Source organism: Veillonella sp. AF13-2, from assembly GCF_003603295.1.
GTDB classification, from domain to species: domain Bacteria; phylum Bacillota; class Negativicutes; order Veillonellales; family Veillonellaceae; genus Veillonella; species Veillonella parvula_E.
Window position 1 is genome coordinate 789,670 of the sequence record NZ_QTMT01000001.1, and the last position, 16,215, is coordinate 805,884.

The window sequence follows — 16,215 nt, forward strand, 5'->3', positions numbered from 1 at the left end:
GTATTTTACAATAATCATAGATAAATGTCATCAAAAAAGAAAAACCTCCATATAGGTAAATCAATACCTATATGGAGGTTCCTTTGATTAAGCTACTACAGAATCAGCTGTTACATCAATTGTAGGAACAGTTTCCTTTGGTTCTTCTTTTTTCAACAATGGTGTCATGCTTTCAAGCCCGATCCCCAATGTGAATAGATTATGCAACCAAGCAGTTTGACTTGGTGGCATAAAGCCAAGTACACCGCCACCAACAAGAGCACCATTGAAACCAACGATACCATTGTAATTTGCTTTGATACGTTTCATCAATGCAATAGAAATGCGGCGCAAATCTACAAGAGCTTGTAGATTATCGGAAGAAATAGTAACATTCGCAATCTTTTGAGCAATTGGAGCGCCTTCATTCATAGCGATACCAACATGAGCCTCAGAAATTGCTGGGGAGTCATTGATACCGTCCCCTACCATCATAACAGTATAGCCTTCAGCTTTGGCTTGTTTTACATAACTTGCCTTATCTTCTGGCAATACTTCTGCATGCACTTCATCAATACCAAGTTCATCAGCTACGCGTTGTGCATTACGCTTAGAGTCACCAGTCATCATGACAACCTTTTTAATGCCTAATGCATGCAAATCAGCTATAACTTGTTTTGCCTCTTCACGTACAGGGTCTTTAATGCAAATAACCGCTGCTAATGTACCACCAATAGCGAGGTAAATATGTGAAGATGTATTTGGTAAATTATTGAATTTTTCTTGTTCATCAGCAGGAATCTTTGTTTTTTCATCATCAAAGATATAATGAGCACTACCAATGCGTACACGATAGCGACCAACCTTAGATGCAATACCATGAGCCACAACGTATTCTACGTCAGAGTGCATTTCCTTATGAGGTAATGCATGATCCTTAGCAGCACGTACAATTGCTTTTGCCATGGAATGAGGGAAATGCTCCTCAATACATGCAGCTAATTTCAACATTTCATCTGCATCATGACCGTTAAATGGAATAATTTGTTCAAACTCAGGTTCAGCTTTAGTAAGAGTGCCTGTTTTATCGAACACAATCATATCTGCTTGTGCAATTTGTTCTAGGAACTTACCACCTTTAACAGTGATACCGCGTTTAGATGCTTCTTGCATAGCGGAAAGTACTGCTAATGGAATGGATAATTTAAGAGCACAAGAGAAGTCAACCATTACGAAAGACAATGCTTTCATCACATTACGAGTCAACAAGTATGTTAAACCAGCACCAATAAAGCTTATTGGAACTAATTTATCAGCCATGCGGTATGCTTGTTGTTCCATACCGGATTTCATTTGTTCAGACTCTTCAATGAGGTTAACGATTTTTTCGTAACGAGATGTTTTGGATGTGCTACGTACTTCTACAATAGCTTTACCGTCTTCAACAACAGTACCTGCATATACAGAACTGTCTTGATCGCGACGAACCGCTTCTGGTTCCCCTGTCATGGAGCTTTCATTAACAAGAACAACCCCGTCGATAACGACACCATCCAATGGAATCACTTCGCCTTGACGAATGATAATTTGATCACCAGCTACAACCTCATTAACAGGTTTGCTTACTTCAATATCATCCACCAATACCCATACTTTATCTACGTTCAAGGACATGCTTTGAGCGAGATTCAATACGGATTTACGGTGAGTCCATTCTTCTAAGATATCACCAATACCCAATAGGTACATAACGGCTCCAGCTGTAGGATAATCTTTTTGAAGTAATGCAGCACCAATAGCTACACCATCAAGTACTTCTACAGTTAACTTACGTTGCCACAATGTTTTAATCGCTTTACCGATAAATTTAATCCCATCAAACCATGCCCATGCAGCCGCAATTGGTGCAGGTAACACTGCTTTTTTACCTAAGTAAACTGCTGTGCGGTTAATCATCATTTCACGGTATTTTTTATTTACCAAGCGTGGAGAGTATTCGTTCAAAGCTGGTGCTTCGGACAAATCTAAATCGCGTAGACCAAGTACTGCATCACGCACAGCATCAGAATCACCATTATGTTTAATGGCGATTTGACTGCTACGAGTGTAGAAGGTTACATCTACAATTGCATCATTAAGGAGCAATGTATCCTCTACATAAGCAGCTTCTGCTTCTGTAAAGCGATGCCCAGACACCTTAACGTGTAAGCGATTTCTGAGTTTTCGTACAACAGAAAATTGTAACATAGTTAAATCCTCAATTATTTGTTTTCTTCAAAGATTTCTTCGTTGCGTGCTTCGTTGATTTCTTGAGCTTCTGCCAATACATCAGATGCGGATGCTTGTACTTTTTCAGCTGTTTCTAATACAGTTTCTTTAGCGCGAAGACCAGCTGCTACGATACCAGCATATACTTTTTTAGCGTCTTTAGAAGTTAACACTTTAAGACCTACAGTACCCAATGCAAGACCTGCTGCGAATAAATTAGCGTTTTTAAGATTGTTTTGGTTGAAGTTGAACATAATAATATTCCTTTCTACTGAATATATATAAAAATTACTTACTATATTTGAAAAGAGGAGCCTATTATAGAGACCCCTCTTTCAAATTCAGAATTCGTATTAGCTTACTTAGCGGTACGTTTAATGCCTAATGCCTTATTGGAACCATCACAGCTGCAGCTACCACCACAACCAGAAGATTTTTTAGAGCCAGAATCGGAGCCACCGCCACTACAGCCGCAGCCACCTTTACCAGACATTTGTTTGTAAAATTTATTACCGATATAAGCTAATGCTAATACAACTATGAGTCCTATAACAAGATTATCCATTACTATGCCTCTTTCTCAATATCTACTAAATTACAATATCTGTCTTAGTGATAAACAAGATAAAAGCAATATCTAAAGGATATTTCCCTTTTCTCATTATCATTTAACCACGAATATTGATAATTATCAAGTATTATTTTTAAATTACTTATAACAAAATCGCAATGTTTTAATTCATTTTTGTTCAAAGTATCTAAAAGTGGCTAAACTCTCCTATTTAGCGATTTTAGATTAGAAACCTAATGCGCGACCTATGTTATAGAAGATGAAACATGCAATCCAAGCAAATGTATTTTCATAGAAGAACATGAAAGCAACCCATTTCCAAGAACCTGTTTCACGTTTGATAACAGCTAATGTTGCCAAACAAGGTGGGTAAATTAAGATAAACAACATCATTGTCAAACCAATTAATGGTGTAAAGTGAGAGTCGTTTTGTAGGTACTCAGTCAACGGTGCTGGATTTTGATCATCACCACCTACAGCATAGATAGTACCCAATGTAGAAATTACTACTTCTTTAGCCGCTAAACCAGCTACTAATGATAGGCCCATTTTCCAATCAAACCCCAATGGTTCTAGCACTGGGTTAATAGCTTTACCAAAAGATGCTGCATAGGATTGTTCAATTTTTTCAGAAGCTTGTTCTTTATCAAGTTTGTCATTTTCAGCATCTAAGTTAGCACTGTTTTTATACATTGCCCATGCTGCTGGGAACAAGTCTTTATTTTCATCTTTAATATCATTGAATAATTCAGGTGCTTCAGAATCTTCTTCTACTGCTACTTCAGGTTCATCTTCTCCTGCGTCCTTAGCAGCATTAGTAGCATCTTGTACAGTAGATTTCATATCTTCAACAATTTTATCAACTGCATCTTTTTGGTCATCTGTAGCGATACCGAATTGAGCTAATGTAGCTGCATCTTTTACTTCATACTCTTGAGCAACTTGTTCTTTCATTGCATCATAGTCTTTAGAGTATTCTACATCCATTGGGTACGCTGTAATGAACCAAATCAAAATAGATGCGGCCATGATGAATGTACCAGCTTTAATGATGTACAATTTAGCACGTTCGTACATGTGCATCCAAGTAGCTTTCAATGTAGGTAAATGATATGGAGGTAGTTCCATTACAAATGGTTCAGCTTCACCTGCAAATAAGAACTTACGGAAGATCTTTGCAAAGATAATACCGAAAATAATGCCCAAGAAATATACAGAAAATACAACAAATGTACTATCCCAACCATTTGGGAAAAATGCATTTGCAAATAAGATATATACCGGTAAACGAGCAGAACAACTCATGAATGGTGTAATCAAAATAGTAACCATTCGATCCTTATAGTTATCAAGGATACGAGCACCCATTACAGATGGCACGGAACAACCAAATCCCAATAACAAAGGAATAAAGGATTTACCATGCAAGCCACATGCGCGCATTACACGGTCAATTACAAAGGCTGCACGAGCCATATACCCTGTATCTTCCAAGAAAGAAATGCCAAGGAAGAGTAATAAAATTAATGGCAAGAATGAAAGTACTGCACCTACGCCGGCAATAATACCATCAGATACGAGTGACTGTAATTGGCCCTCTGGAATAGTCTGAACCACATAAGCCTGTAATGCAGCGAAACCATCTTCAATCCAACCTTGAGGTATCCCACCTACAAAGTTAACAAACGCGAATAATAAGTACATAACAACCATGAAGATTGGTAAGCCCCAAATTCGATGCGTTAAGATTTTGTCATAACGGTCAGAGCGTGTTTCCAATTGAGTTGGCGCTTGTGTTAAACATGCATTGTATACTTCTACAGCAAAGCGGTGACGATATTCTTGGAATACAATATCAAGATCAACTTGATCCTTAATTTCTTCACGAATAGCTTCAGCCTTTTGAATAACAGCTTCCGTATTATCAAAGCGCATAACTTTGCCAATAACGTCAGCATCTTTTTCTAACAACTTAACAGCAATCCAACGAAGTGGATATGTAACAGTGCCAGCTTGTTTTAGTTCTTCTACAAGCTCACTAATTTTGCCTTCTAACAAATCACCATAATTAATTGTTACACCAGGAGCTTTTTGAGAAGCAGCTACACTAATTGTTGCTTCTAACAAGTCTTTTGTACCAATATTTGTACGACCTACAGTACTAACAATGGTAGCCCCTGTCATTTCTGCCATTTTTTTTAGGTCGTATTTGATGCCCATTTCTTCAGCAACGTCAGCCATGTTTAGAGCAATAACCATTGGCTTTTCAAGTTCCAATAATTGTGCAGCTAAATATAAGTTACGTTCCAAGTTAGATGCATCAAGAACATTAACAATTACATCTGGGTTATCATTTACGATAACATTACGCGCTACTAACTCATCCAAGGAACGTGCAGTTAAGCTATATGTACCTGGTAAGTCAATAAACAATAACTCATGGCCATCAAATTTCGTATGGCCTTCCTTTTTTTCTACTGTAACGCCGGCATAGTTACCAACGTGTTGCTTCGCCCCTGTGATATTGTTAAACATTGTAGTCTTACCACAGTTTGGGTTACCTGCTAAGGCAATGCGAATTTGCCCATTTTCTGCCATGTGAACCTCCTATTGAACATCTACATCAATCATGCCAGCTTCGCTTGTACGAAGTGCTAATTCAAAGTTTTTTACTTTGATCTCCACCGGATCACCCAAAGGGGCAAACTTCATAACATGGATTTTTGTACCATGTACGAGACCCATGTCAATTAGACGATGCTTAACATTGCCACTGCCATGTAGTGCAACAATAAGACCAGACTCACCTGGCTTCATGTCTTTCAACTTTTTGATAGCCATACGACACCTCCTAATTATTGTACCTAACAACCTCATATTAACCACACAAAATAATAATGCGTATTAATATCTTAAATTATTATATCAAATCAAGCATTAATTTCAACAATTATTATCATTTTTATGGTTATTTTTTATCTCATATCTATATTTTATTATCATATTTAATATGAGATTATCTATATAATTATCTAATAAAATACTGAATACTAGCTGAAATTTAATATTTCATAGCTATATATTTAGATACTGTAATCAATAAACTCTATTAAGATTATCATTTACAAATACTCTCACATTCTCAATTAATAGTTTATAAACAGTTTAAATGTAGCTATTTTAATATTTTCATTTCTCATTTTACTTAGTTATATCAGTATTTTTCCATATATTATCAAAAAAATATACCCAAAACACTATAATATTTATTGAGCCTAGAGTATGTTAAGACTATACATCTTCCAAGTTCAATTCATTTGCCCCTAATATGTGCATACGTTATAATTAATATAATATGTATTATAGAAAGGACGATTCATGAAATCTTTTAAATCTTTAGGTGTTTGTGATGAACTTATCCAAGCCCTACAAAAACAAGGTATAAAGGAGCCTACGCCAATTCAAGAACAATCCATTCCTGTCGTCTTTAAAGGGAATGATGTCATAGCCAAAGCTCAAACCGGCACGGGGAAAACACTAGCATTCTTACTGCCAGTTCTACAACGTGTACATACTGATGTTCATCAAGAACAAGTGCTTATCATTGCGCCTACACGAGAACTAATTAAACAAATTTCCGATGAAGCGAAGGAAATAGGTTCTATTTTAAATGTAGATATCCTCCCTCTTATCGGCGGCAAAACAATCGAGGCACAGTTACAACAGTTAGGCCGCCGACCTCAAGTCATCTTAGGTACACCTGGTCGTCTATTGGATCATGCAAAGCGCGGTTCTCTCCATCTAGACTGTATTCGTCGTGTTGTACTAGATGAAGCAGACCAAATGCTTCACATGGGCTTCTTACCAGATATCGAAAATCTCATCGGCCAAACAGATGCCAATAGACAACTATTACTATTCTCCGCTACAATTCCAGATAAAATCCGAAATCTCGCAAAGGCATATATGTCTAAACCCGTTTCAGTAACGGCAGAAGGAAAACACATCACTCTCGAATCAATTGATCAACGAGTGTATATGATGAATCCTGAAGAAAAAACACAACGGCTCATCAAAATGATTGAAGATGATAATCCGTTTTTAGCTATAGTTTTCTGTAATAAACGGGAAGGTGCCATTCGTTTATCCTACGAATTAACTGCAGCGGGGCTCAATATAGCAGAAATGCACGGTGACTTGACACAAGGTCGTCGCACACAAATTCTGCGAGACTTTGCAAAAGCTAAAACACAAATCTTAGTGGCTACCGATATTGCGGCTCGCGGTATCGACATCGAAGGTATCACACATGTATATAATTACGACGTACCTCGCGATGTAGATTACTACATCCACCGCATTGGCCGTACAGGTCGTGCTGGTAACTCTGGCGTGGCTGTAACCTTTGCGACACCACAAGACGAATCATGGTTACGACGCATCGAACGAGCTATCCAAGCTACACTTACAAAATATACTAAGGATGGTCAGATCAAAACTAAGGGCAATGCTAGCACTGCTCCAAAACGCACAAAATTAGCTAGTAAACCTAAGATTACAAGCACTTACCAATCCACTAAGGCTAAAGCTCACAAAGCACGAGGCCATAAAGGCTCCAATACACGCCAACGCCGTGCTTCTACCTCCCAAACTGGTCGTCGTGGCAAACGCAGATAAAATTCAGCTTAATATCCTAAACTAAATGAAGCAATTTTTCTTCTACAAGAACAGTTTCAAAAAAAGACGCGCACAGCTAAGCTGTACGCGTCTTTTTATTATCACTGTAAAAATAGTTGTTTCTTGGTAATCTTAGATAACTAAAAACTTTACAATAATCTATATTCGATTATATATATTTACCGATAATAAGTTACCTTTTATTGGTTACTTTATTTGTTGGCATAAATGCTCGGTACCCCATCTACATCAGAACATTGGGTCTTACATTGAGATCGATTGCTACAAATCCAGTTTGTTCGACCTCTCACCTCTTGTTTCACAAAGTAACCTACGTTACATCTAGGGCATTTATATTGTTTATCTTCATCAGATACTTCAATATTACCTTCAACACTAGAAGTATCCCCTTCTACTGGCTGAGTATGTTTACACGTAGGATAATTCGTGCACCCTAAAAAGGCACCAAATTTACCATTCCGCTGTTGCAAATGTCCTTTTTTACATTTAGGACATACAGGTAAGGAAGACAAGTCTACGCTTTCACTATCCATAGGGCGCTTACGATTTTGACTCGTTATAGTTCGCACCACATTGGGCATCATTTGATCAGAGCTTACTACTTTATCAAAACCAAGTTTATCAATTAATAATTTTAAAAACTTAATTTGATCCGCTAAGAAGGAATCTAATGTATCCTCTCCTTCGCTCATAAGTGCTAAGCGTTCTTCCCAAACAGCTGTTTCATCAGGATAAAGCAGCTCTTCTGGCAGAGCATCTACTAAGAGATAGCCCGTTTCCGTTGGAGATAAGACTTGCTTCTTCCCTGACGTTTTCATAAAGTCTCGACTGATAAGCTCATCAATAATGTTTGCCCGAGTTGCTTCTGTACCAATACCAGATACAGCCTTTAATTGCTTTTTCAAGTCTTCATTTTTTACGAATTTATGAATTTCCTTCATCGCTTGTAGTAATGTGGACGGCGTAAAACGGGATGGTGGTTTCGTTTGTTTAGACTCTATAGAAGAATCCGTATATAAAACAGTATCGTTCTTTTTAACCGCTGGCAAGTGGTCCGTTTCTTCAATAACCTCTTTTTTAGGGTCTGATTCAGCCCCACGCTCATCGGTTAGATCGGGCTCGTCATTGTCCGTCGTAGATTTAGACTTATGTCGTTTATAAAGCAATTTCCATCCTTCTTCGATAACTACACGACCATTAGCTACAAACTCTTCCTTACTTTGTTCTACTACAATTTTAGTTTGCTCGTAAATATGCTCCCCATAAAATTGCGCAATATAAGCTTGACTGATGAGGAAATAAATATTTCGCTCCTCTTGGGACAAACTATTTATATTGCAAGCCACCGTTGTAGGAATAATAGCATGATGGGCGGTAATTTTCTTTTCATTCCAAGCACGGCTCTTAATAGAACGATCTGCATCGGCAGCCCACTGTGCTAATCTCTCATCACCTGCATTTTGTAGATTGTTGAGGATTGCATTGCGATCATCATATTGATTGGGTGGTAAATATTCACAATCAGAACGTGGATAGGTAGTTAATTTCTTTTCGTATAATTTTTGCGCTGTATCAAGTACAGTCTGTGGATCATAAGAAAAGGCTTTACCTGCCAATACTTGTAAGGATGATAAGGATAAAGGCAATCGTTGTACATCTTTTTTCTTAGACTTTGTAACACCTTTAATAAAACCGTCTGGTCCAGCTTGTAAACATTCTACTAATTCATCAGCAATAGCTTTATTAATGAGTCGTCCATCTGGGTCAAGCCCCTTTTGTTCGTCTGTAGGCTGCCAAGTCGCCCAAAACACCCCATTAGGATGGTTATATAATACCTTTACAGTAAAATAGTCTACTGGTTTAAATGCAGCTAACTCTCGTTCTCTACGTACAACAAGAGCTAACGTTGGCGTCTTTACACGACCAATTGGCAATGTTACCTTATGACCTTTATAACGTTCAGATAATGTATAGGCCCGAGATAAATTCATCCCAATGAGCCAGTCTGCTCGCGCTCTTGCCAATGCAGATTGATATAGATTGTGAAAGTCCTTGTTATCTCTCAAATCATCAAGAGCAGAACGAATAGATTTTTCATCGAGGGCATTTAATAGAATACGCTGCACTGGTTTTGTATTACCTACATAGTACAAAACTTCGTCAACTAAAAGTTGACCTTCTCGATCCGGGTCACCTGCATTGACAATGACATCTGCTTTACTAATAAGGTCTTTTACAATTTCAAACTGTTGACGGCTGCTATCTGTGACAAGCAATTTCCACTCATCAGGCACGATAGGAAGATCTTGAGGGCGCCAACGGATATATTTATCATCGTAATCTCCTGGCTCAGCCTGATGCAATACATGACCTACTACCCAAGTCACCACATCATCCCCTTGGATAAAATAACCATTCCGTTTTTGGATATTCTTATTTTCTGGTAAGCATTTACTGATTTCGCGAGCCATGGATGGCTTTTCTGCAATAAATAACCGCATGGATCCCCTCCTTAACCTGAAGATAACGGCTAACCCCAAGCCGTTCTATGAAATCTCATTATACTACAATTTAGTGGTCATAACTAGAAAAATCATGTATAATTTTTACGATATATAGACTGTGAAAGTAAAACCTAAAGATTTATCTGCTTTCACAACACATTAATAGAGGTGAATCATGACATTTTTAGAAGAAGTACAACGTCGCCGTACGTTTGCTATCATATCTCACCCGGATGCGGGTAAAACAACATTAACGGAAAAATTACTATTATATGGTGGTGCCATTCACTTAGCCGGGTCCGTAAAGTCTCGTAAAACTGCAAAACACGCCGTATCCGACTGGATGGAAATTGAGAAACAACGTGGTATCTCTGTAACGAGCTCCGTGTTGCAATTTGACTACGACGGTTGCCGCGTAAACATCCTCGACACCCCTGGTCACCAAGACTTCTCAGAAGATACATACCGTACATTGATGGCTGCCGACAGTGCAGTCATGCTTATCGACGTAGCAAAAGGCGTAGAGGCCCAAACAAAGAAACTATTTGCTGTATCAAAAGAACGCGGTATTCCTATCTTTACATTTGTTAACAAAATTGACCATTTCGGTCGCAGTCCATTCGATCTAATGGAAGAAATCGAAAATGTTCTCGGCATCCGTACGTGCCCTATGAACTGGCCTATCGGTATCAACGGCGAATACAAAGGCGTCTACGATAGAGAGCACGAAACTATCGAACTCTTTGCAAAAGACGAAACTCATGGTCAAGAAAAACTTGCATCCGAAAAAGGTGCTTTAACGGATCCGCGCATGAAAGAGCTATTAGGTGACGATGTATACCAAGCATTGCTCGACGATATTGAGTTGCTAGACGTTGCTGGCGATCCATTCGATTTCGATAAAGTTCGTGCTGGTGAATTGACCCCTATGTTTTTTGGTTCTGCTATGACGAACTTCGGGGTAAAACCATTCTTAGAAAAATTCTTGGAACTAGCTCCATCCCCTGCTCCACGACAAGCGATAGAGGAAATGGTACAACCCACTAGCGAAGACTTCTCTGCTCTAGTATTTAAAATCCAAGCAAATATGGACCCGAACCACCATGACCGTATCGTATTTATGCGTATCTGCTCAGGTAAATTCGAAAAAGGTATGTCCGTATTACACCGCCAATCTAATAAAACAATCCGTCTATCTCAGCCTCAACAATTCTTGGCTACGGAACGTACCATCGTAGAAGATGCGTACCCAGGCGATATTATCGGTGTTTTTGATGCAGGTACTATGGGGGTAGGCGATACACTTTGTGCACAAAAACACAAAGTAACTTTCGGTGACTTCCCTGTATTCCCTCCGGAATTCTTTGCCCGCGTATCCCCAAAGGATACTATGAAACGTAAACAGTTCCAAAAAGGTATGACTCAATTGGCTCAAGAAGGGGCTGTTCAAATCTTTGAACAACCAGGCGCCCTTGATTCCTTCGTAGTCGGTGCCGTAGGTATGCTTCAATTTGAAGTTCTTGAGTACCGCCTCAAAAATGAATATGGTGTAGATTTATTAAATCATACTTTGCCATATGGTGTTGCTCGTTGGATTGACGGCGAAGTTGATATTGCATCCTTGAAAGGTATAGATAATGCGATGATTGTAAAAGATAATCGCGATCGCACCGTAGTTCTTATCTCTAACGAATGGCAAATGGGTTGGGTTCAAGAGCGTAATCCGGATGTAACATTCTTAACGGCCCCTAAATTACACCATGAGCTATAACGCCTAATTAACTTATTGCTAGGTCTATACATTTTAGTTATATCTTAACATGCATTTATAGAGCGAATTTATCACCATATATAATTTAGAGTCTTACTAAATCAACATAAAAATATTAAGTTTTAGAACTGGAGTATATTTTATATGATTATAAATATAAAAAATATATTCCAGTTTATTTTTTTATAACAAGAAGGAAAATCACAGATTTAAGTCGAATACATATAGTATGATTATGTACATAAGTAATATATATTATTACTTTTCTATATTTATATGTATAATCATAAAATTAGTTTTATTAATATTATTGTTTTTTGTGTTGTTATGAGTGTTTAAAGATAAAAATATAAACTTTTTATACGTTATATATTCTATAGTATTTTTTGACCATTCATGATACCATAAAACTCAGATTTATTTTTTATTTTAAAGGAGTGATTTTATGCCACTTATTGACTTAGCCTTAGTCAACAATGTATGGACCTTAAAACTGTCCATGATTCAAACTGTAGGTCTTGCCGTAATTACCTTATTCATCGGTACTTGGATCAATAAGCATTCCAAGTTCTTACAACGTATGTGTATGCCTGCACCAGCGGTAGGTGCTCTTCCATTTGCATTTTTAACTGCTATTTTATCTTATTATAAGATCTTAAACATTACCTTTGAAGGTTCCTTACAAACATTTTTAATGCTTGCCTTCTTTACCACGATTGGTTTAATGGCATCTTTAAAAGTCCTCAAAAAGGGCGGTATCTTCATTATTTTCTTCTTCTTAGCTTGTGCAGTGTGGATTGTAGTACAAAATACTGCAGGTATTATGATTGCCAAAGCATTAGGGATTGAGCCGATTATCGGCATCATGGCAGGTTCTGTATCTATGATTGGCGGCCTTGGTACAGCTGGTGCCTTTGGTCCATATTACGAGCAATTACTTGGTATCCCTGGTACCGCTTCCGCAGCAGTTGCAGCTGCAACATTCGGCATGGTAGCTGGTACAATCCTCGGCGCGCCTGTAGGTGAACGCATTATTAAAATGCATAAAGTTAAAACACCTTATGAAAATCCTGAGTTAATGGAGGATGAAGGCATCGATATAATTGAAGATCACGTTGAGAGCGGTGGCAAACAATTCAACGCTCAAGATCTTTTAACAATCTGTATGTGGATTGGCCTTGCATTAGGTATCGGTACCATCGTAAGTGCTGGATTATCTGTTCTTACTCCACTACCTGCATATATTGGCGCTATGATTTGTGCAGCAGTAATTCGTAACTTTGGTGATTTTACTAAAGCATACAAAATCAACGATGCAGCTCTTGATGCAGTATCTAATGTAGCATTATCCTTATTCGTAACAATGGCTATCAACAGCTTGAAATTAGTTCAATTAATTGATCTTGCTTTACCACTCATTACAATCTTAGTTGTACAAATGGCACTTATCTGTGTATTTGCATACCTTATTTACTTCCTCTTTGGTCGCAACTACGATGCAGTTATGCTTGGTGCCGGAGCTATCGGTTTCGGACTGGGTGCTACACCAAACGCATTAGTTAACATGTTATCCTTAGCAAGTAAACACGGCCCATCTCCTCGTGCTTGGCTCGTAGTTTCCTTAGTAGGTGCATTCTTAATTGACTTTGCAAATGCTTTCCTCATTACAACCATGGCTGGTATTCTTTACTAACTAAAAAGGACCCATTCGGGTCCTTTTTTTCATGAAAAAGAGCTTACTGGAATGATATTTTATCAGTCCAATAAGCTCTTTATGTATTATACTATTTGATTAATGCTGCCCATGCGTTGGCTACATCAGCAAATTCTTGAAGTGTAAAGGTCTCACCTCTTCGTTGACCATCAATATTTGCTTTTGCTAATAACTCTTCAATTCTATCTCTTGTTAAACCCGTTGTCTTCATCGTATTAGAGAATGTTTTACGGCGTTGCGCAAAACCAGCTTTCACAACGCGAAAAAATAGTTTCTCATCAATCACATCTACAGGTGGTTTATCACGCAATACGCAACGGATAACAGAACTTGTCACCGCTGGAGCTGGCAAAAAAGATTTAGGCGGTACATCAAGAACAATATCTGGTTCCGTATAATACTGAACAGCAACAGATAATGCGCCATAGTCCTTTGTACCGGGCTTTGCTATCATCCGTAAGGCCACCTCTTTTTGCACCATCACAACTAGACGTTCAATAGGTAATTTACTTTCCAACAAAGACATAATAATAGGTGTTGTAATATAGTATGGCAAATTGGCAACCACTTTAAATGGTTTATGATTCATAATCGTTGGCACATCAAGCTTTAACACATCACCATGAATGATACGTACATTGTCATAAGATGCCAATGTCGTATCTAGTACCTCCAATAAGCGACGATCTAGCTCGATAGCCGTTACATCTGCCCCACTTTGAGCTAAACCTTGTGTCAAGGTACCAATACCAGGGCCGACCTCTAGAACAGGTTCTCCCACGGTTAATTCCGCAGCATGTACAATTTCATCGACTATACCTCGCTTAATAAGGAAGTTTTGTCCTAGCTTTTTGCTCATTTTAATATCAAAGCGCTTACATATATAATGCACAACCTCTGGGCTTGCAATTACTGATTCTAACATCTTAACTCCTATTTTAACAATTTACTGCCTCTTCATAAGCATCTCGGGTTATACCATAATGATTTAAACGGTATAAAAATTGCTTTCCATTACCGTATCCAATACCTAATTTAGCACCAATAACCGCTCGACGAGCTGCACTATCAGGCATACCAGACAATCCGTGACGCACTAAGTCCACCATAGTAAATTCGTTAGATGATTCTAGAGATTCTACGTGTAATGTAGATAGAGCCTTCCTGATTGACTCTGGAGATGCTTGTTCTATGCCAATATCATTATTTGCAAACGCTTCGTCACGAGGCACAAAAGCATGTTGTGCATTAGGGAATTTTTTAGTTAAAACGCGTCGGATTCGCTCCCCTGCTGTATCAGGATCAGTTAATATAATAATGCCACGTTTCTCATAGGCAACGCGAATCATATCGATAACACCTCTTCTGAGGGTAAATCCTTCTGTAGCAATGCAATCAGCGTCTACAGCTTGAGCGATACGTTGTATATCAGATTTTCCTTCTACGACAATGACTTGTTTTAACATATATCCCCCTTTATTCTATTAATACATTGTAACATATATATAACATTGCTTAAATACTTATAATCGAGTAGTATTAATAGTGTAATATATAAAAGGAGGCCAATTATGACCTTACAACAATTAAAGTATGTCACAACAATTGCCAATATAGGCAGTATTAGTGAGGCAGCCAAGAGATTATTTGTGTCTCAACCGAGTCTCACCAAGGCTATTAAAGAACTAGAGAAAGAAATGGGTATTACCATTTTCGATCGTACTAATAAAGGAATTACCGTATCTAAAGAAGGGGAACGCTTCCTCGGCTATGCGCGCCAAGTGTTAGAACAAGCAGCCCTTTTAGAGGAGCAATATAAGAGCCAAAGCGGTGGTAAAAAACAATTTTCTGTGTCTACTCAACATTACTCCTTTGCAGTCAATGCCTTTGTAGAGCTTTTAAAAGGCGCTGAAATCGATCAATATGATGTATCCTTACGAGAAACACAAACCTATGAAATTATCGATGACGTAGCTCATATGAAGAGTGAAATTGGTTTGCTCTATTATAATGATTTCAACCGTCCTGTATTAGAAAAATTAATTCACACTAACGAATTAACCTTTACTGAATTATTTACGGCCCATCCTCATATCTTTATTGGTAAAACGCATCCATTAGCCCATAAAGAGGTAGTCTCTATGGACGAATTAGAGGAATATCCATATATTTCCTTTGAGCAAGGCGATCACAACTCCTTCTACTTCTCTGAAGAAATCTTCAGTACCGTAGTGCGCCCAAAACATATCCGTGTTCGCGATAGAGCATCTTTATTTAGCCTATTACTTGGCCTTGATGGATACACTGTATCTAGTGGTGTAATCGATAAAGAGGTAAATGGTGAAAATATCATTTCCGTTCCACTTGCCGAAGAAGGTTTAATGCACATTGGCTACATTACTAATAATAAAATGCAACGTAGCCGTTTAGGTCAAGAATATATCCACGCCCTAGAACAATACGTTAGTAATTACGGTAGACATATTCAATTACCGGAAAACAAAAAATAATTATATATCATATTATTTATAGAGCGATACAACACTATTGTTCAATTTAGATGTATCAGATAATCCATAAAGAAGGCACTCTCTATTTTAGAGAGTGCCTTCTTGGGTATAACTTAAAGCATAAAATCACTCATAGACATAACTTTAAACTATACACAACTTAAACATATTGATATTTTTATATATAATCATACTTAGCT

The 16,215-nt window shown here is 38.0% G+C and carries 12 protein-coding genes; 4 read left to right on the forward strand and 8 right to left on the reverse strand.

The window, feature by feature from the left end; translation table 11 throughout:
- Positions 1 to 87: 87 nt before the first annotated feature.
- The 5 genes from DWV85_RS03750 to DWV85_RS03770 form a co-directional block, all read right to left on the reverse strand.
- The gene (locus tag DWV85_RS03750) at positions 88 to 2,226 is read right to left on the reverse strand and encodes a heavy metal translocating P-type ATPase (RefSeq protein ID WP_008600575.1); all 2,139 of its coding nucleotides are present in this window, start codon (positions 2,224 to 2,226) and stop codon (positions 88 to 90) included.
- Positions 2,227 to 2,240: 14 nt separating this feature from the next.
- Positions 2,241 to 2,501 carry a DUF6110 family protein gene (locus DWV85_RS03755; protein ID WP_005376730.1) on the reverse strand — a complete coding sequence of 87 codons (261 nt, stop codon included), beginning with the start codon at positions 2,499 to 2,501 and terminating at the stop codon, positions 2,241 to 2,243.
- Positions 2,502 to 2,605: 104 nt separating this feature from the next.
- Positions 2,606 to 2,812 carry a FeoB-associated Cys-rich membrane protein gene (locus DWV85_RS03760; RefSeq protein ID WP_060918993.1) on the reverse strand — a complete coding sequence of 69 codons (207 nt, stop codon included), beginning with the start codon at positions 2,810 to 2,812 and terminating at the stop codon, positions 2,606 to 2,608.
- A gap of 231 nt (positions 2,813 to 3,043) precedes the next feature.
- Positions 3,044 to 5,416 carry a ferrous iron transport protein B gene (gene feoB / locus DWV85_RS03765; protein ID WP_060918994.1) on the reverse strand — a complete coding sequence of 791 codons (2,373 nt, stop codon included), beginning with the start codon at positions 5,414 to 5,416 and terminating at the stop codon, positions 3,044 to 3,046.
- Between the two features lie 9 nt (positions 5,417 to 5,425).
- Positions 5,426 to 5,659: a FeoA family protein gene (locus DWV85_RS03770; RefSeq protein WP_021147945.1), complete on the reverse strand. Its 234-nt coding sequence runs from the start codon at positions 5,657 to 5,659 to the stop codon at positions 5,426 to 5,428.
- Between the two features lie 537 nt (positions 5,660 to 6,196).
- On the opposite strand from DWV85_RS03770, the gene DWV85_RS03775 reads away from it, so the two are divergent.
- Positions 6,197 to 7,495 (forward strand): DEAD/DEAH box helicase, encoded by a 1,299-nt coding sequence (locus tag DWV85_RS03775; protein WP_008600559.1) that lies wholly within the window; start codon positions 6,197 to 6,199, stop codon positions 7,493 to 7,495.
- 212 nt (positions 7,496 to 7,707) lie between these two features.
- Here the strand turns inward: DWV85_RS03775 and DWV85_RS03780 are convergent, their stop codons facing one another.
- A complete protein-coding gene (locus tag DWV85_RS03780; protein ID WP_123138050.1) occupies positions 7,708 to 10,017 on the reverse strand; it encodes a DNA topoisomerase 3 in 2,310 nt (769 codons plus the stop codon).
- A gap of 178 nt (positions 10,018 to 10,195) precedes the next feature.
- Here DWV85_RS03780 and DWV85_RS03785 point away from each other — a divergent pair, with 178 nt between their 5' ends.
- Positions 10,196 to 11,791: a peptide chain release factor 3 gene (locus DWV85_RS03785; RefSeq protein ID WP_008600556.1), complete on the forward strand. Its 1,596-nt coding sequence runs from the start codon at positions 10,196 to 10,198 to the stop codon at positions 11,789 to 11,791.
- Between the two features lie 445 nt (positions 11,792 to 12,236).
- A complete protein-coding gene (locus tag DWV85_RS03790) occupies positions 12,237 to 13,484 on the forward strand; it encodes a sodium/glutamate symporter (protein ID WP_008600554.1) in 1,248 nt (415 codons plus the stop codon).
- 91 nt (positions 13,485 to 13,575) lie between these two features.
- On the opposite strand, the gene rsmA is transcribed toward DWV85_RS03790, so the two are convergent.
- On the reverse strand, positions 13,576 to 14,430 hold the full coding sequence (rsmA, locus tag DWV85_RS03795; RefSeq protein WP_004697159.1) for a 16S rRNA (adenine(1518)-N(6)/adenine(1519)-N(6))-dimethyltransferase RsmA: 855 nt from the start codon (positions 14,428 to 14,430) through the stop codon (positions 13,576 to 13,578).
- Positions 14,431 to 14,443: 13 nt separating this feature from the next.
- Entirely contained in the window at positions 14,444 to 14,971 is a 528-nt protein-coding gene (rnmV, locus tag DWV85_RS03800; protein ID WP_123138051.1) for a ribonuclease M5, read from the reverse strand.
- 105 nt (positions 14,972 to 15,076) lie between these two features.
- On the opposite strand from rnmV, the gene DWV85_RS03805 reads away from it, so the two are divergent.
- A complete protein-coding gene (locus tag DWV85_RS03805) occupies positions 15,077 to 16,015 on the forward strand; it encodes a LysR family transcriptional regulator (RefSeq protein ID WP_004697127.1) in 939 nt (312 codons plus the stop codon).
- Positions 16,016 to 16,215 lie beyond the last annotated feature (200 nt).

Excerpts from the sequence above, each read along its gene's own strand:
- DWV85_RS03750 (WP_008600575.1), bottom strand. The coding sequence starts at position 2,226 with ATGTTACAATTTTCTGTTGTACGAAAACTCAGAAATCGCTTACACGTT.
- DWV85_RS03755 (WP_005376730.1), bottom strand. The coding sequence starts at position 2,501 with ATGTTCAACTTCAACCAAAACAATCTTAAAAACGCTAATTTATTCGCA.
- DWV85_RS03760 (WP_060918993.1), bottom strand. The coding sequence starts at position 2,812 with ATGGATAATCTTGTTATAGGACTCATAGTTGTATTAGCATTAGCTTAT.
- feoB (WP_060918994.1), bottom strand. The coding sequence starts at position 5,416 with ATGGCAGAAAATGGGCAAATTCGCATTGCCTTAGCAGGTAACCCAAAC.
- DWV85_RS03770 (WP_021147945.1), bottom strand. The coding sequence starts at position 5,659 with ATGGCTATCAAAAAGTTGAAAGACATGAAGCCAGGTGAGTCTGGTCTT.
- DWV85_RS03775 (WP_008600559.1), top strand. The coding sequence starts at position 6,197 with ATGAAATCTTTTAAATCTTTAGGTGTTTGTGATGAACTTATCCAAGCC.
- DWV85_RS03780 (WP_123138050.1), bottom strand. The coding sequence starts at position 10,017 with ATGCGGTTATTTATTGCAGAAAAGCCATCCATGGCTCGCGAAATCAGT.
- DWV85_RS03785 (WP_008600556.1), top strand. The coding sequence starts at position 10,196 with ATGACATTTTTAGAAGAAGTACAACGTCGCCGTACGTTTGCTATCATA.
- DWV85_RS03790 (WP_008600554.1), top strand. The coding sequence starts at position 12,237 with ATGCCACTTATTGACTTAGCCTTAGTCAACAATGTATGGACCTTAAAA.
- rsmA (WP_004697159.1), bottom strand. The coding sequence starts at position 14,430 with ATGTTAGAATCAGTAATTGCAAGCCCAGAGGTTGTGCATTATATATGT.
- rnmV (WP_123138051.1), bottom strand. The coding sequence starts at position 14,971 with ATGTTAAAACAAGTCATTGTCGTAGAAGGAAAATCTGATATACAACGT.
- DWV85_RS03805 (WP_004697127.1), top strand. The coding sequence starts at position 15,077 with ATGACCTTACAACAATTAAAGTATGTCACAACAATTGCCAATATAGGC.